The sequence below is a fragment of the Algoriphagus sp. TR-M9 genome, assembly GCF_027594545.1.
GTDB lineage: Bacteria > Bacteroidota > Bacteroidia > Cytophagales > Cyclobacteriaceae > Algoriphagus > Algoriphagus halophytocola.
The window spans coordinates 4,660,356-4,687,212 of record NZ_CP115160.1 but is presented as its reverse complement, the minus strand read 5'-3'; the positions used below and the strand labels follow the sequence as shown (position 1 = coordinate 4,687,212).

At 47.1% G+C, this 26,857-nt stretch carries 1 protein-coding gene; it reads right to left on the bottom strand.

Features of this window, described 5'->3' with window-relative positions; translation table 11 throughout:
* Positions 1 to 26,838, bottom strand: coding sequence for a DUF7507 domain-containing protein (locus PBT90_RS19870; RefSeq protein WP_270130805.1), 26,838 nt, complete (start codon positions 26,836 to 26,838; stop codon positions 1 to 3).
* Between the last annotated feature and the right edge of the window lie 19 nt (positions 26,839 to 26,857).

Genomic DNA, 26,857 nt, shown 5'->3' with positions numbered 1-26,857 from the left:
TTAATCTTTGATCACTTGAATCCATCCTTTGAACTCATGCTTGCCACCATCCTTGTCTACAGTATTTAAAATGTAGAAGTAAGTACCGGCAACTTGGCCCGGAGCATCCCAGTCATTCTGGTAGTTTTCCGTCTCAAACACATGATCGCCGTATCTGTTGAAGATGACTATGTCATTGCTCACAAACTTACCGAGTCCTTGGATCACGAAGGTGTCATTATCTCCATCTACAGTGGTAGGTGTGATGACATTTGGGATATGGAACGGTAGGATTTCGTTCACATCATCATCCTGATTATCCATCTCATCGGTGTCATTTTCACTGGCAGAAACCTCGGCAATATTGGTAATGATGCCCGGATCTCCGGCTTTCACTCGAATACGGATCAGTATTTCTGCTCCTGCTTCGAAGTTTGGAATAGTCCAAGTGATTCTACTACCTGTAACTGTAGAAGTTACCTCAGCCGCACTGCTGTTTTCAACTACCTCATCGCTGAGATAAGTGACATTTTGCGGAAGCTCATCCATCAGAACAACTTCGGTAGCATCCGTATCACCGATATTTCTCAATGTTACTTCATAGTCTAATTCATCTCCTTCGTAGATTTCCACTTCATTGGATGTTTTCTCCACAGCCAAATTCACTTCATCATCTACCAAGAAGCAGCGCAATCCATAGTCAAAGTTAAATACTGTAGGTTCGTCTCTGCTTATGGTACCTGTCTGAACAAGTGGAGTAGTAACTTCACAAACTAATCTGTTCAATTCATCCGTTTCAGACATTCTTGCCGAAGCCTCCGGCAATACCTTAACCAAACCAGAGGCACCCAATCTCAGTCCATTGACATCAAATATTGGATCTGTCACCAAAGTCACTTCGTATTCACCATAAGGAAGCAACTGTGTCAACTCATGTTTCCAGTTTCCAAATGATCCCACGGACTCCATTGCTTCATAGTCATTTGGCCCTTTGATGGAAATGTTCTGTCCTGCAGGATTACCAAATCCTGCTTTATTCAGTTCATCCGCATTTTCTGGTCCTTCATAACTTCCATCGCCGTTCAAATCAAACCACTCCCAATTGAAGATATTGATCGGTTGCCCTGGAGTAATGGTGTTTTGAGTAACCAGATCATCACCATTGGCATCATACCACTCATTTTCTATGCCGTCCCCATTGATATCGTACCAGACAAAGCCTCTTAGGAATGGATTGTTAGCTACTGGTCCTGATCCTGTTCTTGCATACCTAAAGTCAACCGGGTTGTAGTTACAAGGTTCAACCGAAATAGTGGCTTCGTCCCCATCTATGGCTCTCAGTCCTTGATTGATTTCAAGCCCTTCATCCAATACTTTTATGGTATAATCACCTGCAGGAACTCCTAAGAATTGATATCTGCCTGTATTGTTTGTTATACTAATCAGAGTATCACCAGGAGTATTTTCGCCAGGAAGTAGTATAACAGGGACATTTGCCAAACCTTCTTGACCAAGAATATGATAAATCAATCCAGTCACCAAGGTTTCGCCGTTACACTCTATTCTGGTAATTGCATCATCCTCATCTGTAAGCGGATCTGTATCTACCGGATTTGGAGCAGAAACGTAGGCAATATTCACAATAGGATTACCTGCATCAACATCAGCTTCGGTGATGGTATATGTAGTCGTCAATTCCACAGATTCCTGCGGAGAAATGCTCGGAATAGTCTCATCTAATCCAGTCAAAGGATCAGTCACATTCACATCTAAGAGATCTACATTTCCAGTATTTGTTACTGTCAAGGTATACGTGATCACTTGCCCACTTGCGATAGCTACTTCCGTATCTGCGATTTTGACAATTTCTATTGCTGGCTCTGCGTCGGTCACTACCACTGCATCATCGCTATCCATTACATCATTACCCATTGGGTCCTGTGCAACAACATTAGCTGTATTGGTGATGCTTCCCATCTCCATATCTGCCTGATTGACAGTATAAGTTGTAGTATATGTGACTGATTCGCCTGGAGTCAATACAGGATTAGTTTCCACCAATCCAGATAGAGGATCCGTAATCAAGGCATTGCTCAAGGTTGTATTTCCGGTATTGGTTATCGTGACGGTATAAGTGATCACATCACCAACTTGATCGTAAGTTGCTACATCCGCTATTTTGGTCAATTCGATTGCAGGATCATAAATACCCGGAACAACCGCAGTATCCGTGCCATCGGTTTCACCTCCATCCGGATCGGTTCCTGTTGCTGTCGCAATATTGGTCACCTCGCCAGTATCTACATCGGCTTGGGTGACGGTGTAGGTGGTCGTAACCGTAGCGGTTTCTCCAGGTGCCAAAGTTCCCACATTCTGGGTCAGTCCGGTCAGCGGATCTTCTACAGTCACATTAGTAAGCGTTTCATTTCCGGTGTTCGTCACCACAATGGTGTATGGAATCACATCGCCGGCTTCGGCGTAAGTTGCTACATCGGCTACTTTATCCACGCTTAGGCTTGGCGCATCTGTGCCCGGAACGACAACTGTATCTGTGCCATCCGTCTCGCCTCCGTCTGGGTCAGTGCCTGTTGCTGTCGCAATATTGGTCACCTCGCCAGTATCTACATCGGCTTGGGTCACGGTGTAAGTGGTCGTGACTGTAGCGGTTTCTCCAGGTGCCAAAGTTCCCACATTCTGGGTCAGTCCGGTCAGCGGATCTTCTACAGTCACATTAGTAAGCGTTTCATTTCCGGTGTTCGTCACCACAATGGTGTATGGAATCACATCGCCGGCTTCGGCGTAAGTTGCTACATCGGCTACTTTATCCACGCTTAGGCTTGGCGCATCTGTGCCCGGAACGACAACTGTATCTGTGCCATCCGTCTCGCCTCCGTCTGGGTCAGTGCCTGTTGCTGTCGCAATATTGGTCACCTCGCCAGTATCTACATCGGCTTGGGTCACGGTGTAAGTGGTCGTGACTGTAGCGGTTTCTCCAGGTGCAAGGGTTCCTACATTCTGCGTCAGTCCAGTCAGCGGATCTTCTACCGTCACATCGGTTAGTGTTTCATTTCCAGTGTTGGTCACTACAATGCTGTATGGGATCACATCGCCGGCTTCGGCGTAAGTTGCTACATCGGCTACTTTATCCACGCTTAAGCTTGGCGCATCTGTGCCCGGAACGACAACTGTATCTGTGCCATCCGTCTCACCTCCGTCTGGATCAGTGCCTGTGGCTGTCGCAATGTTGGTCACCTCACCAGCATCCACATCGTCTTGGGTCACGGTGTAAGTCGTCGTAACCGTCGCGGATTCATCCGGTGCCAAAGTTCCCAAGTTCTGGGTCAGTCCGGTCAGCGGATCTTCTACAGTCACATTAGTAAGCGTTTCATTTCCGGTGTTCGTCACCATAATGGTGTATGGAATCACATCGCCGGCTTCGGCGTAAGTTGCTACATCGGCTACTTTATCCACGCTTAGGCTTGGCGCATCTGTGCCCGGAACGACAACTGTATCTGTGCCATCCGTCTCGCCTCCGTCTGGATCAGTGCCTGTGGCTGTCGCAATATTGGTCACTTCTCCATTATCCACATCGTCTTGGGTGACGGTGTAGGTGGTCGTAACCGTCGCGGTTTCATCCGGTTCCAAAGTTCCCACATTCTGGGTCAGTCCGGTCAGCGGATCTTCTACAGTCACATTAGTAAGCGTTTCATTTCCGGTGTTCGTCACCACAATGGTGTATGGGATCACATCGCCGGCTTCGGCGTAAGTCGCTACATCGGCTACTTTATCCACGCTTAAGCTTGGCGCATCTGTGCCCGGAACGACAACTGTATCTGTGCCATCCGTCTCACCTCCGTCTGGATCAGTGCCTGTGGCTGTCGCAATGTTGGTCACCTCACCAGCATCCACATCGTCTTGGGTCACGGTGTAAGTCGTCGTAACCGTCGCGGATTCATCCGGTGCCAAAGTTCCCAAGTTCTGGGTCAAACCTGTCAATGGATCTTCTACCGTCACATCGGCCAAGGTCACATTGCCCGTGTTGGTCACCACTATGCTGTATGGGATCACATCCCCGGCTTCGGCGTAAGTCGCTACATCGGCTACTTTATCCACGCTTAAGCTTGGCACATCTGTGCCCGGAACGACAACTGTATCTGTGCCATCCGTCTCGCCTCCGTCTGGATCAGTGCCTGTGGCTGTCGCAATATTGGTCACTTCTCCATTATCCACATCGTCTTGGGTGACGGTGTAGGTGGTCGTAACCGTCGCGGTTTCTCCAGGTGCCAAAGTTCCCACATTCTGGGTCAGTCCGGTCAGCGGATCTTCTACCGTTACATCGGTCAAGGTCACATTGCCGGTGTTGGTCACCACTATGCTGTATGGAATCACGTCGCCGGATTCGGTATAAGTCGCTACATCGGCAATCTTATCCACACTTAGGCTTGGGGTGTCTGTGCCCGGAACGACAACTGTATCTGTGCCATCCGTCTCACCTCCGTCTGGATCAGTGCCTGTTGCTGTCGCAATATTGGTTACCTCACCAGCATCCACATCGTCTTGGGTGACGGTGTAAGAAGTAGTTACCGTTGCTGTTTCTCCCGGTGCAAGTGTACCTACATTCTGGGTCAGTCCGGTCAATGGATCTTCTACCGTCACATCAGTCAAGGTCACATTGCCTGTGTTGGTCACCACTATGCTGTATGGGATCACATCGTCGGCTTCGGCGTAAGTATCCGTATCAGCAATCTTATCCACAGATAAACTAGGGTTATTTATACCATTTACCTGAACCTCATCCTGATCATCTACATCTTCACCTTCAGGGTCAGTTCCAATTACAGAAGCGATATTTACGAAACTTCCATTATCAATATCTGCTTGTGTCACCGTGTAACTAGTGGTCACTGTAAAGGTCTGATCTGGCGCCAGAGTACCAAAGTTTTCAGTATAACCAGTTAATGGATCAGAAACTGTCACTGCAGAAAGGGTTACATTTCCAGTATTAGTGATTACCAAACTAAATGGAATCACATCTCCTGGCTCAGCATAGGAGGAGACATCGGTGGACTTTTCAATGTCAATCTCAGGATTTTGAACCCCATCTATAGTAGTACCATCACCGCCGTCGGTTTGACCGCCGTCAGGATCCGTACCTGTTGCGGAGGCCAGGTTGGTGATGCTGCCGTTGTCAAGGTCTGCCTGGGTCACGGTGTAATCAGTCGTCACAGTCAGTGATTCGCCTGGCTCCAGGGTTCCTTCATTCTCGGAGTAGCCGGTCAGGTCATCGTCCACGGTTACATCGGTCAGGGTTACGTTACCCGTATTGGTCACCACGATGCTGTATGGGATCACTTCCCCAACTTCGGAGTATTCGGTTGCCTCGGTGGTTTTCACCACTTCCAACACAGGGGCTTTTGTACCGTCAACCAACGCTTCGTCCGTATCTGTCACGGTGCGGTTGATCGGTGTGCGGCCTGCCGCTGTCACCGTGTTCATCTTCTCCCCGCTGTCCACATCTGCCTGGGTCACGGTGTAATAGGTCGTGAAACTTTGGCTTTCGCCTGGATCCAGACTATCTATCTCCTCTTCCATACCCGTCAGCGGATCCTCTACCGTCACATCGGTCAGCGTCACATTGCCAGTATTGGTCACCAGGATGCTATAGCTCAGCACATCTCCTTCAGTATTGAAGTCTGTATCGTTGGCCGTTTTCTCCACCGTGATCTCTCCGCTTCTTCTGCCCAATACCACTGCCCGGTCATTGTCCCGTAGGGTCAATCCTGCAGGAGTGGTTCCCTCTGCGGTTGCATTGTTGACAATCCTGCCCGCATCCATCTGCTCCTGGGTCACGGTCAGTACGGTGGTTCTGTCCAGGCTTTGGCCCGGCTCCAAGGTTGGGATCACCGCATCCAATCCTGTCAGCGGATCCACCACATGCACATCGGTCAGGGTCACATTACCGGTATTGGTCAGGGTCAGCGTATAGGTGATCTCATCGCCTGCCTCGTCATACAGATTTGGCGAAGCCGTCTTGGTGATCTCCAGTCCCGCAGACCTTCTGGCCACCACGATTGCATCGTCTGTATCACTTACCTCTGTGTCGTCAATATCATGTGCCGTCACCGAAGCGATGTTTCTGAAGAAGCCGTTGTTTACATCATCCTGGGTCACATCTCTGCTCAGGGTATAGGTAGCAGATTCCCCTACCGAAAGGGTGGCCAATCTGATAGGTGCATCTATCACCTGTGGATCTGTGATCTCCACATCGTATAGCTCCAGATTGCCCACATTGCTCACGATGAGTTCATAGCTGATCGTCTCTCCGGCCTCATCATAGGTCAGCGGTGAAGCTGTTTTCTGGATCTCTATGCCCGGTTCACCGTCCGCGAATACACGGACATCGTCAACATCTTCCACGATGGAGTTGTCCGGTGCGGTACCTTCCACCAACACGGTATTCAGCACATTGCCGTTTTCCAGATCCTGCTGAACGATCGTATAGTCGGTAGTATAAGTCAATACCTGACCAGGCCCCATCATGCCGATGTTCTCGGAATAACCTGTCAACGGATCTTCCAAGGTCACCCCTGTCAGGGTCACATTACCGGTATTGGTCACTACCAAGGTAAAGTCAATCACGTCTCCTGCAGTATCATAGATCCTTGGGCTGGCTGTTTTCCTCACTTCTATCGCCCCTGCCTGTAGGGCAAGAACGATCACATCATCCTCTGCACTGACAGTTTCTTCTTCAGGGGTCAGTCCATCTACTGTGGCGGTATTGTCCACTTCGCCCGCATCGATCTGGGTCTGGCTTACCGTATAGGTTTCTGTCAGACTTACCACATCCTGTGGTCCAAGGGTACCAATATTTTGGACAAGTCCAGTCAATGGATCGCGTACCGTTACATCTGTCAAGGTTACGTTTCCGGTATTGGTCACCACCAGGGTATAGGTGATCACATCCCCCGGAGCAGCATAGTCGGTCACATCTGCCGACTTGTCTATATCGATCTCTCCGCGCTGGTCTGCTGTCAGTACCACTTCGTCCTCGTCGGTCACCTCGTTGCTGTCCGGATCTGTGCCGGTAGCCGTGGCAGTATTGATCAGGCTACCTGCGTCCACATCAGCCTGGGTCACCGAGTAGGAGCTTTCTATGGTCACTGATTCATTTGGTGCCAAAGTACCTGTGCCTACCGTTTCGTCCAGTCCGGTCAAAGGATCCTCGATGGTCACTTCTGTCAGGGTCACATTGCCGTTATTGGTCACCACCAAGGAATAGTTGATCACTGCACCTTCTTCATCATAGGTGCTCTGGTCGGCGGTTTTCACCACTTCTATCTCTGGAGTCTGGGTCGCATCCACATCTGTACCGTCACCGCCGTCGGTCTCTCCCCCGTCAGGATCGGTGCCCGTCGCTGTCGCAAAGTTGCTGATCGTACCGTTGTCCACATCTTCCTGGGTTACCGTGTAGCTCGTGATGATCGTGGCGCTTTCACCCGGTGCCAGGGTACCTACATCCTCCGTTAGGTCTGTCAATGGATCTTCTACCGTCACATCGGTCAGGGTCACATTACCCGTGTTGGTCACCACAATGCCGTACTTGATCTCTTCGCCTTCTTCGGTATAGGTGGTGGCGTTGGTGGCTTTTATCACATCCAGGGACGGGTTTTTGATGCCATCCACTTCCGCTCCGTCTCCACCATCTGTAGGATTACCCTCAGGATCGGTACCTGTCGCTGTCGCAAAGTTTTCAACTATTCCGTTGTCCACATCTTCCTGTGTGACGGTATAGTTGGTAGTCACCGTGATGGATTCTCCCGGTGCCATGGTACCAAAGTTTCGTCCAAGACCTGTCAGGTCATCCATCCCGTTCACATTGGTCAAGGTCACATTGCCTGTGTTGGTCACCACAATGGTGTAAGGGATCACATCGCCCGCTTCATCGTATTCGTCCACGTTTGCTTCCTTATCCACACTCAAGCCAGGGGTCTGCGTCGCAGGGGTTACTGTGCTATCGGTGCCGTCGGTCTCTCCACCGTCTGGATCAGTACCGGTGGCTGTAGCTATATTACTTACTTCGCCGCTGTCCACATCTGCCTGGGTCACCGTGTAATCCGTCGTCAAGGTCATCGTATCTCCAGGGGCAAGTGTTCCTACATTCTCTGAGTAACCTGTCAATGGATCTTCTACGGTCACATCGGTCAGGGTCACATTGCCGGTATTGGTCACTACCAGTGTATATGGAATCACATCACCTGCTTCAGCATAGGTTGTAGATGTGGTCGTTTTCTCTATAGTTATAGCTGGGTTCTTGATGCCGTCTATGATCAATTCGTCCTCATCCTCTACCTCGCCGCCGTCAGGTGTTTCTCCGGTTACGGAAGCCACATTTTCCAAAGAGCCTCTGTCCACATCGGCTTGTGTCACGGTGTAGCTTACTGTGATGGTGGCTGTTTCTTCAGGAGCCAATGTTCCAAAATCTCTACTTGATCCGGTTTTCGGATCCGTTACGGTCACATTGTCCAAAGAAACATTTCCATCATTGGTCACTACGACCATGTACTCGATCACATCTCCCTCCTCATCAAAGGTGTCCACGTCTGCGGTTTTCTCCAAAACAATAGACGGCTCCTGGATAGCATCTATCTGAACAGTATCCAGATCCACCACATTTTCATTTTGTGGTGTGGTACCTCGTGTTCCGGCTATGTTTTCATAGAATCCATTATCCAGATCCTCTTGGGTAATCACATGCGAAGTGGAATAGCTTACCGAAGCAGCAGGTGCCAGAGTAGGCTCTACTTCATCCAAACCAGTAAACGGATCTCTCACAATTACATTGCTCAGGGTCACATTGCCGGTATTGGTCACCGTAATGGTATAATTAGCTGTCTGGCCAACCTCATCGTAAGTGCTGATATCAGAAACTTTTTCTATATCAATGTCTCCATTCAGGATAGCTGTCACTTGCTCATCATCCATTGCCTCCACAGTTCTATCGGCAGGAGTAATTCCTGTTGCTGTCGCAATATTTTCAAAGACTCCCGCATCCACATCAGCTTGCGTGATGGTATAAGTAGTGGTGACTGTAGCACTTTCTCCCGGTGTCAAAATACCTACATTTTGATCCAAGGAAGTCTGTGGATCGGTCAGAGTCACATCGGTCAAAGTCACATTTCCGATATTGGTCACCACAATGGTGTATGGAATTACATCGTCAGCCGCATCGTAGGTCGAAACATCGGCGGTTTTTTGGATGGCAATATCTCCATTTCTCAAGGCAATGACTACGGCATTATCAGTCACTTCCAGGTCACGTCCTTTTGGTGTGGTACCTGTGGCTGTGGCAATATTTGTCACCAATCCTGCATCCATATCCTCTTGGTCAATGGTGTAAACCTCGGTATATGTCCTACTTGCACCCGGAGCCAAATCTCCGACAGCCACGTCCATTCCGGTAAGCGGATCGCTTACCTCCACATTGCTGAGGGTCACGTTGCCACGGTTTCGGATCACAATGGTATAGGTGATCTGATCTCCTTCAGCTCGGTACAATCTTGGACTAGGCGTTTTATCAATCGTAAGCAATCCAGCAGTCAGAGCAGTTACGCTTTCCTCATCTTCGTCATTTACCACCTCATCGTTTGAAGCTGTACCTTCTACAGACGCAATATTGGAAATACTGCCGCTGTCCATATCAGCCTGGGTCACGGTATAAGAAGTGTTTCTGATAGAAATACTTCCCGGAGCCAAGGTTCCCACATTTTCAGAGAAACCGGTCAAATCATCCGTGATAACCACATTGTCAATGGTCAGATTGCCTACATTGGTCACGGTCAGCGTGTAATTGATCACCTGTCCGGCACGCTCGTAGACTTTTGGCGAAGCCGTCTTCTGAATCTCAATTCCCGGAGTGCCGCGACGGAATACAGTCACATTATCCGTATCAGTCAGACCATCTTCCACAGAAGTGTTTCCAGTGACAGTCGCAGTGTTTAGAATACTACCTCCATCCACATCTTCCTGTGTAGTGGTGTAAGTAGGCGTAAAGGTCACGGATTCTCCTGGTGGCAAAGGACCAAAATCTTCCACTAATGAAAGTTTGCTGTCCACCAGATTAAGATCTGTCAATGTCAGGTTTCCTGTATTGGTCACCACCAAAGTATAGGTGATCACCTCATCCGGTGCATCAAAGATTCGAGGAGTTGCTGTTTTGGTCAAGTCGATAGAGCCACTTTGCAAGGCAAGGACCTCCACTGCATCTTCGTCAGTCACATCAGGGCCTGTTGGCGGAGTACCAATTACATTGGCATCATTGATCACAGAACCGTCATCCAAATCCCCCTGCTCGATGGTGTAAGTCGTGGTAAATGTCAACACCTCTGCCGGAGCCAAGGTAGGAATAGTCTCATCCATGCCTGTCAATGGATCCGTCAGCATCACATTAATCAAGGTCACATTTCCGGTATTGGTCACAGTGAGCGTATAGGTGACCACATCACCATCCTCATCGTAATTGGCCACATCGGCAACTTTTTCTAGGAGTATAGCTGGACTTTGCTCTGCTATCACCGTCACTTCGTCTTCATCAGATACAGTGGCAGGATTAGGAGAATTCGCAGTTACGCTTGCCGTATTGTCGATTTGTCCATTGTCCACATCATCCTGAGTCACGGTATAACGACTGGTCAACGTATAACTTTCTCCCGGTGCCATGGAAGGATAAGTTTCATCCAAGCTTACCAAAGGATCTGTCACCGTCACATCCGTCAAGGTCACATTTCCGGTATTGGTGATCACCACAGTATATCGGATCAGATCGCCTGCTTCGTCGTAAGTCGAGAAATTGGCTGATTTGGTCAGCTCGATTTCACCTTGCTGAATAGCATCCACAGTCACCTCGTCACTGTCTTCCACTTCTTCATCATTTGGATCCAAAGCAGTTACACTTGCCGTGTTATCGATTTGCCCATTGTCCACATCAACCTGAGTGACAGTGTAAGAGAAATCTTTGGATAGACTTGCTCCCGGTGCCAAGGTATTGATCGGTTCATCTGCACCAGTCAGCGGATCTGTGACTTCCAAGGTATTCAGGGTCACATTTCCGGTATTGGTGATAGTAATCGTATAAATGATTACTTCTCCGGCGGTAGAATAGGTAGCCTTGTCAGCCTCTTTCACCAGATCTATAGCTGGTGTTTGCGTAGCTTCCACTATCACAGAATCATCATCTTCTACGGTTTCTCCGGCAGGAGTTTCCCCTGAGCCTGAAGCGGTATTTTCTACCTGACCAAAATCGATATCGTCCTGATCTACCGCATAGACGGCAGTGTAAGTTCGGCTTTCTCCAGGGGCCAAAGTTTGAATAGTTTCCGTCAAACCTGTCAAAGGATCCACCACTTCCACATTGGTCAAAGTCACATTACCCGTGTTTTCCACCACAATAGTGTAGGTAATCTCGTCATCAACAGCGGTATAAGTATCCACATCTGCGGATTTGGTCACGGTGATCTCACCGTTTTGTATCGCGGTCACCAGTTCATCGTCTGTATCCGTTACGGTTCTGTCTGCCGGAGTAGTACCAGTCACAGTTGCGGTATTTGGCAATTCTCCATTATCCAAATCTTCCTGGGTAATGGTGTAAACAGTATTGAAGGTCTGAACCTCACCCGGGATCATACTTGGAACAGTAGTGCTATAAGCTGTCAGCGGATCTGTAACCACCACATCAGTCAAGGTCACATTTCCGGTATTGGTCACGGTAAGTGTATAAGTGATCAGGTCATCTACCGCTTCGTAAGTATCCACATCAGCCTCTTTCGTCAGCTCAATAGCCGCAGATCTTCTGGACAATACCACTGCATTATCGGTATCTGTCACAGTTCTGCCAGGCGGAGTAACGCCAGTTGCGGTGGCCTGATTGACGATCAATCCTGCATCTACATCATCTTGAGTCACAGTGTAGGAGACAGTATAAGTCTCAGAAGTTCCCGGAGCCAAAGTAAGGGCTCCTCCATTGTCAAAACCTGTGAGCGGATCGGATACTGTGACATCCGTCAAGGTCACATTGCCGGTATTCGTCACGGTCAAGGTATATTCAATGACTTCATCTGCTGCATCAAATGTTCGCTCAAGCGGAGTTTTTTCCAGAGAAATAGACCCTGAACGCTGAGACAAGACTCTTGCATCATCGGAGTCTGTAACCTCAATGCCAGATGGAGTTTCACCGGTAGCGGTAGCTGTATTCAATACCAAAGCAGCATCCACATCATCCTGGTCCACTGTGTATGAAGTCACTGTAGAAACCTGCTCTCCAGGCGCCATTTCTCCAACTTCCCAACTCAATCCTGTCAAAGGATCCGTTACTTCCACATCTGTCAACGTCACATTACCTTCATTGGTCACGGTAATGGTGTAAGTCAGCTCGTCACCAGATTCGTCGAAGGTCAATTGATTTGCTTTTTTATCAATACCTATCGCCCCGGATCTCAAGCCTTGGACAGTGGCATTATCGGTATCTTCTACCGGCTCACTGTCAGGATCTATTCCGATCGCCGTAGCCGTATTGACTATGGACCCCTGATCCAGATCATCCTGTGTGGCCAAATAGCTCACTGTGATAGAGGTGCTTTCGGCTGGCGCCAAAGTGCCTACATTTTCATCGGTACCAGTAAGTGGATCCGTAATCGTTACTTCGTCCAAGGTCACATTACCGATATTAGTCACGGTAAGCGTATAAGTGATCTCTTCTCCCGCTTCATCAAATGTCAGCGGAGAAGCAGTTTTAGTCAATTCGATTGCCGGCTCTCCGATCACGAAGACCCTCGCATTATCTGTGTCTTCTACTGTTTCATCATTCGGAGTTACTCCAGTGGCTGTAGCAGTATTGACCAGGTTTTTATTGTCTACATCTTCTTGAGTCAAAGTGTAGGTAGTCGTGAACGTCTCGCTTTCACCCGGAGCAAGCGTACCCACAGCTTCAGAGAAACTAGTCAATGGATCACTTACCTGAACGTCGTCCAAGGTCACGTTTCCAACATTGGTCACAACAATGGTATAAGTGATCACCTCACCCGCAGCATCAAAGAATTTAGGATTAGAAGTTTTAGTCACTTCTATCGCTCCGTTTTGCACCGCAACAATCTGTTCGTTGTCGGTATCTTCAACCTCTTCGTCATATGGAGTGGTGCCCGTAGCTGTCGCAGTATTGTTTACAGATCCCGCATCCACTTCCGCCTGACTTACGGTGTAGGTGGTCTGGAATTGCTGGGTTTCGTCTGGCAATAACACCGGAACAGTTTCCGTCAATCCTGTCAATGGATCCGTCACTTCTACATCTGTCAGTGTCACATTTCCTACGTTGGTCACTTCCAAAGTATAAGTGATTACCTGATCGGCAGCTGTGTAGACCTGAGGCGAAGCTGATTTGGTGATTTCAATTCCACCGATTTGGTTTGCCTTAGAAACTACCTCATCGTCATCGCTGACTTGCTCCTCATTCGGATCTGTACCGACTACCGTAGCCGTATTCAGGATTTCCCCGCTATCCATATCCGCCTGGGTGACGGTGTAGCTGGTTTGTCCCTGCTTGGTTTCATTTGGAGCAAAGGAACCTGCGTTATAATTCAAGCCTGTCAACGGATCTGTCACCGTCACATCTGTCAAGGTGACGTTTCCGGTATTGGTCACAGTGAGGGTGTAGAAAATCACATTTCCAGCCTGATCGTAGGTGGTCTGTGTGGTCTCTTTCACGATCTCAATGGATGACAATTGAATCGCTTCAATAGTCAAATCATCCTGATCAGTGACTTGGGTATTCTGTGGTGTATTACCTATAGCAGTAGCCTGGTTATAAATCGAGCCGTTATTGATATCCGCCTGAGTGACGGTATAATTTTCTGTGACATTAGTAGAATCCCCAGGAGCCAAAGTACCGACGTTGGTAGTCAGGCTGGTCAATGGATCATTCACCGTCACATCCGTCAAGGTCACATTTCCGGTATTGGTTACTTTCAAGGAGTACCTGATCACATCGCCAGGAGCGTCGTAGTCGGATACGTTAGCCGATTTTTCAATGCTGATCTCAGGATCAAGCAATGCAGTTATTGTTTCATCATCAGAGTCTTCAGCTCTGCTGTTATCCGGAGCCACCCCTGAAACTTCAGCAATATTGTCAATTTTACCCGCGTCCACATTTGCCTGAGTGATGGTATAGGTAGGAGTGAGCGTACTGCTTTCACCAGGGGCAAGAGTTCCAATATTTCTGGTCAAGCCAGTTTTTGGATCTTTCAGCGTCACCTCATCCAGCGTCACGTTACCGGTGTTTTCCACCACCAAGGTATAGGTGATCAACTCACCCGGTGCGGCGTAGGTTTTAGGATTTGCAGTTTTGGTAATGGATATATCAGGGTTTTGAAGTCCCAAGACAGTCACGTCGTCAGAATCTCCAACCTGACTGCCATCCGGCGCATAGCCATTGGCATCTACCAGGTTATAGACAAAGCCATTGTCCATATCAGTCTGCGTCACCTCGTATGCTTCGGTGAAAGTTTGGGATTGTCCTGGTTCAAGGGTAAGAATAAATCCACTCAGACCTGTATTGTTGTCCACGCCGTAGATTCTGCTGAGGGTCACGTTTCCGGTATTGGTCACCACTATGGTATAAGTAATGATCTCGCCTGTCTCAGAGAAGGTAGGCTTATCAGCAGATTTCAGAACCTCCAATTCAGCATCTTGGATCCCATCCACAATGGCGGAATCATTGTCCTCTTCGGTCTCACCGCCAGGAGTTACTCCCGAACCGGAAGCAGTATTTTCAATTTGTCCGGCATTCAGATCATTTTGGTCCACAGTATAAACCTCTGTGAATGTCACAGTTTCTCCAGGTGCCAAAGCATCCACATCTTCCGTCATACCCGTGAGTGGATCGATGACTTCTACATCGGACAAGGTCACGTTTCCGGTGTTTTCCACCACAATGGTATAAGTGATCTGGTCACCTACGGCATCGTAAGTGTTCACATCAGAAGATTTGGAGACTGTGATTTCGCCATTTTGAATGGCTGTCACCAGCTCATCATCTGTATCGCTGACATTCAGGTTAGCAGGTGTAGTTCCTGTGACACTGGCGGTATTTGGAAGTTCGCCATTATCCACATCCTGCTGTGTGATCACATAGGAGGTGCTGAATTCCTCCGTTTCTCCAGGATTGAAGGTAGGAATAGTTGTGCTGTATTGAGTCAATGGATCAGTCACCTCTACATTAGTCAAGGTCACGTTTCCGGTATTGGTTACTACTAAGGTATAGTTAATGACATCACCTTCCTGATCATAGGTTTGCACATCGGCGTCTTTGGAGATGGAAATAGAAGCCGATCTTCTGGACAGGACGATGGCATTGTCGGAATCTGTAACCTCTAGGCTTGTCGGCGTAAGCCCTGAAGTTGATGCGACATTGACAATCGTGCCCCGATCCACATCAGCTTGTGTGACGGTATAGGAAACGGTGTAAGTTTCCGAGTCGTCAGGATCCATGCTATCAATACTGGTTTCAAATCCAGTCAGCGGATCAGATATTTCCACATCTGTCAGTGTGACATTTCCTGTATTGGTGACTATGATTTCGTAGTCAATCACCTGATCGGCCTGATTGTAAGTTCGCTGAATAGGAGTTTTCTCTATTGCAATAGAACCAGATCTTATGGCGATTACCCGTGCATCATCCTGATCGGTCACGACGTTTCCGGAAGGCGTATTTCCTGTGGCAGTTGCTACATTGACTACAGAGCCAGCATTGACATCATCTTGATCTGCTGTATAACTAGTCACTGTGGACACGCTAGCTCCAGGAGCCATTTCTCCAATATCCCAAGTCAAACCTGTCAATGGATCTGTGGCTTCTACATCAGTCAAAGTCACATTTCCTTCATTGGTGACCGTAATGGTATATCCTAACTCATCCCCGGCTTCGTCGAAGCTTGGTTGATTAGCAGTTTTCTCTATTCCTATGGCGCCAGCCCGTAAACCTTGAACCAGAGCATCATCTGTATCCTCCACCGTTTCGGAATCCGGATCCATACCTGTTGCAGTGGCTGTATTGCTGATAAACCCTTGATCCAAATCATCTTGAGTAGCATCGTAGGTCACTGTAACGGTTTTGCTTTCCCCAGGATCTAAAACCCCATCGTCCACCAACTGATCAGTCTCTGTAAGTGGATCGACCACAGTAACATCCGTCAAGGTGACATTACCGAGATTGGTAACAACTAAAGTATAGGTGATCGTCTCATCTGCCTCGTCGAATGTCAATGGATCGGCAGTTTTTACAATTTCTATTGCCGGTAATCCAAAGACATAAACCCGGGCATTATCCGTATCAGAAACCTCCTGATTGGAAGGAGAAAGACCGGTGGCAGTGGCCGTATTGACTAGATTAGTATTGTCCACATCGGCCTGCGTCAAGGTATAAGTAGTACTAAAGGTCTGGGTTTCACCAGGCGCCATAGTACCTACCAACTTGTCGAAGTTGGTCAAAGGATCTACCAGTTCCACCTCATCCAAAGTCACATTGCCCGTGTTGGTCACTTCTATGGTATAAGTGATCACCTCACCCGTTGCATCGAAGAATAGCGGATTGGCAGTTTTCACTACTTCAATCGAAGCACTTTGCTGGCCGGTTACCAGCTCATCGTCCGTATCCGAAACATCAACGCCCTGAGTAGTTTGACCGGCTGCGCTGGCAGTGTTTGGAATGCTGCCATTGTCCAGATCTTCCTGAGTAGTGGTAATAGAAGTATTGTAAACTTCTACCTGACCAGGAATCATCACATCAATAGTTTCGTCCAGACCCGTCAAAGGATCTGTAACTACTACATTCTGTAGGGTTAAGTTTCCTGTATTTTCTACCGTGATGGTATAATTAATCTGCGTATCCGGAGCACTGAAGGCATTCGGATCGGCTACTTTGGTGATTTCAATATCCCCATTTTGTAGGGCATTGATCAGTTCATCGTCCGTATCGTTTACCGTTTCTGAGTTTGGATCTACACCAGAGCCAGAAGCAGTATTAGAAATAGAACCATTGTCAATATCATCCTGGGTAATGGTGATTGTTGTTGTATAGGTTGCACTTTGATTTGGTCCCAAAGTGCCCACTTCCTCATCCAATCCTGTGAGAGGATCTGTTACCACCACATCGGTCAAAGTTACATTTCCGGTATTGGTCACGATGATGGTGTAATTCACCACTTCACCCGGAGTTTCGTAAGTTGATTTGTCAGAAGATTTATTGACCTCGATACTTGGGGTCTGAATGGCTTCTACCAGTTCGTCATCCGTATCTGAAACTTCTGTTATTCCGCTGGAAACAGGAGGCACTGCTGTAACGGAAGCCGTATTTGGCACCTCTCCATTATCTACATCATCCTGATCTACGGTATAAGTCGTGGTGAAAACCTGGCTAGCTCCCGGAGCAAAGTCAGTGAACTGCTCATCCATTCCGGTGAGCGGATCTGTAACCACCACATCATACAAGGTTACATTTCCCGTATTCGTCACCGTTACCTGATAAGATAGTACATCTCCATCTTCAGAATAGCTGGTGGTAATCGCTGTCTTGTCAATCGAGATTGCTGGGTTTTCGATCGCAGGAACGACCACTTCATTGGTGTTATTAGTAACATCCTGATCGTTCGTATCCTTCCCGGTTGCTGTAGCCATATTCGTATAGCTACCTGCGTCTATGTCTTCCTGCACCACCACATGTCTGGCGGTAACAGTTGCATTTTGCTGAGGTGCCAAAGTAGCAATTGGACTACCACTTATGATCTCCGCTTTCGGATCAGTCACTACTATATCCGTCAGGGTGACATTTCCGGTATTTCTCACCAAAATGTCATAATTAATCACATCACCCACTGCTGAATAGCTACTGGTAGTAGATCGCTTTTGGGTAATCAAGGCAGGATTTTGAACGGCCGGAACAGTGACTTCATTGGTCATAGCATTCACATTACCATTATTGGTGTCCTTGCCCTGTGCAGACGCTTGGTTATTATAGAATCCAGCATCCAGATCTGCCTGAGTCACCACATGTTCGGCTGTGATGGTAGCGGTATTTCCCGGTGCCAAAGATAGGATAGGATTTCCTGAGGTGATCACCGCTTTCGGTTCTGTGATAGTAATATTGCTCAAGGTCACATTTCCGGTGTTTTCCACCACAATGGTATAATCGATCACATCACCCACTTCATCGTAATCTGCAGTAGAAGTCGCCTTCGTAGCGGTCATGGATGGGTTTTGCACCGCATTCAACCTGACTTGATTAGTAGTGGTAGAAATTGGCTCACCAGTTTTCAAAGCACCAATTGCATCAGCTTGATTGGTATAGAATCCTGCATCCAAGTCGGCCTGTGTCACTACATGCTCCGCCGTTACGGTGGCAGTAGTTCTGGCAACAATAATTGGAATAGGGTTTTCGCTGGTGATCTCGGCTTTCGGATCATTGACCTCCATATTATAGAAGGAGACGTTACCCGTGTTGTTAATCAGAATCTCATAATTGATCACTTCACCTACGAAAGAATAGGTAGATTGAGGAGATGATTTTGAAGAGGAAATAAATGGATTTTGAACACCTGTGATTCTTTCCAGGTCATCGTCGCTGACAGGGTTGCCATTGAAGTCCAGTCCAGCTGCCAATGCGGTGTTGTCAATCTTGGAATTATCCACATCATCTTGGGTTACTGTGTATTCCAATTCATAAGTCACCTGATCACCTGGAGAGAAAGTAGCCACATTTTCCGTTAAGCCTGTAAGAGGATCTGTCACATCCATGTCAAAGACGGTGATATTTCCAGTATTGGTCACAGTGATGGTGTAATCCAGTATTTCCCCAGCATTGATGTAGCTGTTTTGGGCTACAGACTTATCCACTGTAATCTGAGGATTTTGGGCGCCGTTGAGGACTTCTGTATCGTCATCCTGAACAGTATTTCCTAATAAATCTTCACCTGTAGCATCCGCAGTATTGGTAATAGTCCCACGGTCCACATCTTCCTGAGTGACGGTATATGTTTCTGTATAAGCACGGCTTTCACCTGGAGCCAATTCATCAATGGTCGTGCTTAGCAGAGTTTTGGAATCGGAAACAGTGATATTATAAACTGTGACGTTTCCGACATTTTCTACCAAAATATCATAATTCAGTACTTCATCGACTGCGGTATAGCCACTCTCCTGAACGGTTTTGGTTACTTCCAAACGCGGATTTTGGACGGCAGGAACGATCTCATCATCTACGGCATCTTGTAGATTTCCACCTGCAGGAGTACCTGTAGCAGTAGCGGTATTTTGGAATTCACCTACGTTTACATCATTTTGATCCGTGGTGTAGTTAGCGACAAAAACCCAGGTTTCACCCACATCTAGATTGCCATCGGCATCTCGATCACCACTTCTGTAAGTAGGTCCTGAAGCTACAAAAGGATCAGTCAAGGTCACATCGCTGATCGTGACATTTCCGGTATTTTCCAGTTCCAAGGTGTAGTTCAGAATATCATCCGGACTATTGTAGCTATTCGGAGTAGTGGTACTGGTTTTGGTCAGGGTCCAATCCGGATTCTGAATAGCATTGGTAGTTTCGCCATCTGTCAAATCAGGAATGCTTCCACCTGCCGGATTCCCGGTGACACTGGCAGTATTGGTAAAGGAACCATTGTCAATATCCTGCTGGGTAATCACATGGGATGCTGTGTAAGTCCAGGTTTCACCCACATCCAGCACATCGTCATCATTTTGATCTCCTGCGAAATAATCCGGTCCAGTAGTGGCATTCGGATCTTGGAGGTTGACATTGTTGATGGAAATATTACCAGTATTGGCGATGGTAATGCTATAGTTCAGCACCTCTCCTACTGTGCTGTACGTACTAGGGTTGTTAATACCCCTCTTGTCCAAAGTCCAGCTTGGGGATTGTATAGCAGCTACAGTTTCATCCCCAGTGGCTTCAATTGGCCCTCCTCCTGCTTGTTGACCGTCTGCGGTAACGGTATTGTCAAACCTTCCACGGTCCACATCTGCCTGGGTCGTGGTGTAGGTAGCCTGATAAGTCCACACTTCTCCCACGCTTAGAATACCATCATCGAGCTCATCCCCACTGATATAATCAGGACCTGTACTTGCTTTTGGATCGCTTACCAGCAAATCTGCGATGGTGATATTTCCAGAATTCTCAACGGTGATCAGGTAGTTGATCTCTACTCCCGGTTCATCAAACTCTGAAATGTCTGCCACCTTGGTCACAGTCATCTCAGGCATGCGATTGGCCGGCACATTCACGGCACCACCTGCTGTAACGATTCTGCCTAAATAATCTTTGCCCACTGCTCCTGCAGTATTCAGAATATTTCCTCTGTCTAAATCCTCCTGCGTAACTTCGTATGTTATACTAAAGGTGGCTGATTCTGTCGGAGCCAGTTCAGGTACTACTGTAGTAAAATCTATAAAATCATCTACTATTTCTGTGTCAAATATGGTCAGGTTACCAGTGTTGGTCAGCACCAAAGTATAGTGTAGCTCATCTCCCGGAGTGGAATAAGTGGTTTCTTCCACAAATTTTTCCAAAACCAATCTAGGGTTCCTAGCACCTGTTAATTCTTCGCTAGCCGAAGTAGTCACCGGATTGTCGTAATAATCGACGCCAGCAGCTGAAACGGTATTATTGATTTCACCTACATCAAGATCCTCTTGGGTGACGGTATAGTATTCTGTGATGGTAATGATTTCACCAGGCAAAATGGTCGCCACCTCTTGGGTATATCCGGTAAGAGGATCCTCTATCTGGGTGTCAAAAACAGTGACATTACCAGAGTTTCTGACCAAGATATTGTATTGAATCACTTCATCGACGGCCTTATAGCCTCCCTGCACCGCCTCTTTTTCACTGGTCAATTGTGGGGTTTGAACTCCATTGATCAATTCTGTATCCGAGTCAGTCAAGGTTTCATTGACAGTATTTTGTCCAGTGGCATCTGCGGTATTGGTGATGAAACCTCTATCCACATCTTCCTGAGTGACCGTGTAGGTTTCATTGAAGGTCTGGCTTTCTTTGGATTCCAAATCAATGGTAGTATTCAGACCAGTCAGTGGATCGATCACCTGCACGTTGGTCAAAGCGTCATTTCCACGATTAGTAACTACAATGGTGTAATTAAGGACTTGCCCGGCAGCGCTATAGCCATTTTGCTGAACGTCTTTTTCAATATCCAAATTGCTGTAAGTGCCACCTCCCGCGACAGCCCCATCTCCATCGCTGATGTCATTGCCATCTGGATCTTGTCCTGTAGCCTCTGCCACATTGACGAAAGTTCCTTGGGCCACATCATCTGCAGTAACGGTATGAGTGGTAGTGATGGTGACTGATTCTCCCGGAGCCAAATCTCCCACATTTTCATCCAGACCTGTAGCTGGATCTGTCACTTGTACATCAGTGATGGTTACATTACCGGTATTGGTTACCACGATGTCATATTCCAACACTTCACCTTCCTCCAATTCGCCGGCGGTTAGGGATTTGTTGACATTGAGTTCAGGATTTTTGGCTCCATTAATGATTTCTGTATCCTCGTCATCTACATCCTCTCCTCCAGCATTAGTCCCACTGGCAGAGGCTGTATTTTCAATGGTCCCATTGTCCACATCAGCCTGAGTAACTGTATAAGTAGTAGTAAAAGTCAATACCTCACCCGGCTGAAGCGTACCGATATCTTCAGTCAAACCTGTCAATGGATCTGTAACACTAGCATTATTAATTGTGGAATTCCCGGTGTTTCCTACAAGTATGGTATAGGTCAATACATCGCCTTCCTCAAAATAACCTGATTCCTGTACATTTTTAATGACAGTAATTTCATCCGATTCCGCACCGTTGGTGGTTTGGGAATCGGTATCTGTCACATCTTCTCCATTAGGGTCTGTCCCGGAAGCTGCAACATCATTTGTTACGGACCCATTATCTACATCTTCTACCGTTACGGTATAGCTAGTAGTATAAACAATAGTCTCTCCAGGCGCAAAGCTTGGAATTGTTTCTGTCATTCCAGTTAGCGGATCCTCTACATCAACGTCGCTGAGGGTTACATTTCCGGTGTTGGTGACTGTAATGGTGTATTCCAGTACATCTCCCGCTTCCACATACCCATCGCTGGTCAATGCTTTATCTACTTCGATTGAAGGCTTTTGATCTGCATCAGATTCAGTAGAATCGGAATCATCCACGTCTTCCCCATTGGGATCTTGTCCGGTAGCCGTTGCAGTGTTTGTAATCGAACCATTATCCAGATCCTCTTGCGTAACGGTAACTGAACCGGTATAAGTAAGCTCCTGGCCTGGCTCCAGGCTCAGTCCGCTTTCATCCAAATCAATCAAATCATCTGAAACAGCCACATCAGACAAACTCAAATTCCCAGAGTTTCTGACTGTGATAGTATAGTTCAAGATAATATCCGTATCGTCATAGGTAACTTTGTCCACGGATTTATCCAGGGAGATTTCCGGATTTTGTATAGCGTCAATGGTATTGGAATCAGTAGCGTCTGGCAGGTCTAATCCTCCCGCAGGTGTGCCGCTGGCAGAGACATCGTTTGTGACCGATCCATTATTGATATCCTCTTGGGTAATGGTGTATTGCGCAGTGAAAATCCAGGTTTCATCCGGATCCAATTTGCCATTAGAATTGGTATCCCCAGAAACGTAGTCCGGTTCGCCAGTCAACGGATCATCGAGAGAAATATCGGAAATTGACACGTTCCCGGTGTTTTCTACTTCAAAAGTATAGGTGATTACCTCACCGGCATTTGTATAGGTATCGCTGGAAGGAGTTTTGGTGATTTCCCAATCCGGAATCTGATTGGCAGGTACCACTTCATCATCTGAGATATCCGGCAAGTTTCCTCCCAAAGAAATCCCGTTGGCTTGAGCGGTATTTTCGTGACTTCCATTGTCCAGATCTTCCTGTGTGACTATGTAGCTTGCGGTAAAAGTCCAGGTTTCTCCTACATCCAGAATCTGATCATTGTCTGTATCGCCCGAAGAGTAAACCGGAGGATTGGTCGCTCCTACATCAAAGACATCCACGCTTTTGATGGAAACATTGCCTGTATTTGTAACGACTATATCGTAAAAAATCTCATCCCCTGCTTCCGTGTATTCTTTAGGAATATTGGTGGCAGTTTTTTCCATGGTCCAGCTAGGCAGCTGAACGGCAGGAACAGTCACTTCATCGGTCTCGTCAGGAAGAACACCTGCGGCAGGATCGCCTGAAGCGGTCACCTCATTGGTATAACTACCATTGTCAATGTCCTCTTGCGTAACTATATAGGTAGCGGTGTAAGTCCAGGCTTCTCCCACATCCAGTACTCCGTCTTCATCTTCATCGCCCGTTTCATAGGTAGGCCCAGAGGTAGCAGTAGGGTCTTCGACTACTGGATTATTGATCGTGATGTTGCCGGTGTTTTCCAGAACAATGGTGTAGGTAAGTTCTTCTCCTACAGTCTGATATTCTGACTCAGCTACAGATTTTGAAACCTCCATCCTTGGAGTTTGGGATGCCTTGATTGTCTCTGAATCATTTAGGCTAAATGTATTTCCAGAGGGAGGAGTAGCAGTGGCTGTGGCGGAATTTTCCAAAGTCCCACGATCCACATCTTCCTGGGTGACTGTGTAAGTGAGTTCAAAAGAGATGGTTTGGCCAGGTTCGAATTCAGGAAAAACATCAGATGTACCAACTTTTGGATCTGTGACCACCACATCTGTCAAGGTGACATTACCTGTATTTACTATTTCCAAGGTGTAGTGCAGCTCATCTCCTGCTTCTGAATACCCACTTTCGGCAACAGTTTTAGAAATGGAGAATTTCGGGTTTTGGGAACCTACTATGGAAGCGTCATCAGTGGCATCTTCCAGGTCTCCACCTGCTGGATCACCTGCTGCAGTTACCACGTTAGTAAATTCTCCCGCATTCAGGTCATCTTGATTGATTTCGTGCGTAGCTGTATAAACCCAGGTTTCGCCTACATCCAGAATATTATTTCCGTCATCGCCAGAAACATAAGTCGGTCCGGAAGTAGCCTGCGGATCACTCACCACTACATTGCTGATCGATACGTTACCGGTATTGGAAAGCACAATGTCATACGTGAGTTCATCTCCGATTTCCCCATAGCCACCTTCATTGACAGATTTAGAAATCGTCCACTTTGGAGTTTGGGTTGCCGGCACGGACTCATTGGCATCTATATCGTCCAAGTCTCCTCCAGCAGGATCGCCGGTGGCAGAAGCTGTGTTTTCAAAAGAGCCTGCATCCACATCCTCTTGGGTGACGGTGTATTCCGCAGAATAAGTCCAGGTTTCACCTACATCCAGTCTCTGGTCATTGTTTTGATCTCCCGACTGATAAGTAGGTCCGGAGGTGGCCTGAGGATCTGAAACTACCACATTATCAATCGTGACATTTCCGGTATTTTGCACCACTATTGTGTAGGAAATCACATCTCCAGGCTTGCTGTAAGTATCCGTATTACTGGTCTTGGAGATAGTCCATGAAGGGGTTTGAACAGATGGGACAGTCCATCCATCAGTAATCTCATCAAGGGTGCCAGAAGGAGGATTTCCATTGGCAGCGGCTGTATTGGTGAACTGCCCGTTGTCCACATCTTCCTGAGTAGCTTCATGACTTGCTGTGTAAATCCAGACCTCATCCGGATCCAATTCAGAATCTCCATCAGTATCTCCTGAAGAAAAAGTAGGTCCGCTGGTGGCCTGCGGATCGGAAACATTCACGTCAGAAATGGAAACATTCCCGGTGTTTCTGATCTCTATGGTATAAGTGATCTGGTCACCGGCATTGACATATTCAGTCTCATTGGCAGTCTTGGTCATTTCCCAAGAAGGGTTTTGAATCGCGGTGACATTGGCAGAACCAGAAGCATCAGAAATACTTCCAGAAATCAAAGATCCTGAGGCGGTAGCTTCATTGGAAAATGAGCCATTATCCAAATCGTCCTGTGTAATGGTATGAATGGCGGTGAATTCCCAAGTTTCATCCACTTCCAAAACACCATCTCCGTCATCACCCGAAATATAAGTAGGAGCAGAATCTGCTCCCGGATCACTTACAGTAGGATTTTGAATAGAAACATTTCCTGTGTTTTCCACAGAAATGGTATAAGTAATCTCCTCTCCGACTGCTGTGTATTCTGTTGGTGTTGGTGTTTTGGTCAGAGACCAAGAAGGATTCAAAGTAGCGTTTACGGTTGTGCTGCCGGATGCATCATCTAAATCTCCGGCTGTAGGGCTGCCGGATGCATTGGCAGAATTGGTGAAGCTTCCATTATCAATATCCTCTTGAGTGACCTCATAGGAAGCTGTAAAAATCCAGGTTTCCCCTACTTCAAGAATAGTGTTTGAATTTGTATCCCCAGAACTGTAATCCGGGCCTGAAGTGGCCTGAGGGTCTGAAACCACCACATTGGAGATAGAAACATTCCCAGTGTTTTGCAAAGTGATGGTGTAATCAATGACATCGCCGGGATTTTGGTAAGTACTGGAACTACTTTTGGTCAGCGTCCAACTTGGGTTGGAAACAGGAGCCGTTATTTCACTAGCTGAATTATTGGAAGGATTTGGATCATTCTCATTGCTAGCCGTGATGGAAGTCTGATTTTCATAGTCTACACCAGAGAGCGGTTCCAGCACTTTGGCCGTAATAATCAAAGTCGCAGACCCAACTGAGGAAAGATTTCCTACATTCCAAATTCCGGAGCCATCATCATAGTCTCCCTGCGAAGGATTATCGGATACATATTGATATCCCGCTGGTAATTGGTCCGAAACCACAATTCCTGTAGAAGGAGAAGGGCCATTATTGGTGACGGTAATGGAAAAATCCACATTACTTCCCACATCCGGGTTTTCATTGTTGACAGTCTTAGCTATGCTGAGATCAGTCTGAGGAACGGGGGTTAAAGTGATGGAACTTTGATTATTGGAATTGTCCGGGTCAAATTGGTCCGAACTAGCCGTTGCAGTATTCTGGTAGTTTCCACTTCCATTCACCAAAACAGTGATTTCTAAGCTGGCAGAAGCACCATTTGGTAGATTCCCAACATTCCAGTCTCCAGTTCCTGAATTGTAAGCTCCACCGCTATTATCACTGATATAAGTATAGCCGGAGCGCAGCTGATCATTCACTAGCACATTGGTGGCATCATAATCTCCATTGTTTGTCACCGAGACAGTGAAAACAACTTGATCGCCTGCATTTGGGGAATTGGTACTAGCAGATTTCGAAGTGGCTAAATCAGCAATCAAAGTAGGATCTACAGAAACACTAGCCTGATTGTCAGAATCATTCAAGTCTGCTTCTTCACTTGAAACAGAGGCCGAAAATTCATAATCATCTGTAGTGGTAACTGTAGCTGTAATTTCTATGCTTGCAGCGGAACCTGAGGCCAGTGGCCCGACGGTCCAAATTCCATTACCTGCATTATACACTCCTCCTCCTATATCATCTCCCTGGTATTCATAGCCTGCAGGAAGGGGCGCTGAGACTTCTACAGTCACTGCATCCTCAGGACCGTTATTAGTTACAGTGATGGTAAAAACCACATCATTTCCGAGGATTGGATTTGGATTATTTACGGTAAGGTTAAGATTCAAATCAGTAGGGGCAAAACTGATAGGGGAGGTTAAAATTTCTTTAGCTTCAAAGTTTTTGACAGGAATTTCCTCAGAAAAAGCAAAAGCCTGACAAATAGCGAATAGTGTTGAAAAAATAAGAGTAGTGGTAAATTTTAACTGCATAATAAAATCATTTAGATCA

Excerpts from the sequence above, each read along its gene's own strand:
- PBT90_RS19870 (WP_270130805.1), bottom strand. The coding sequence starts at position 26,838 with ATGCAGTTAAAATTTACCACTACTCTTATTTTTTCAACACTATTCGCT.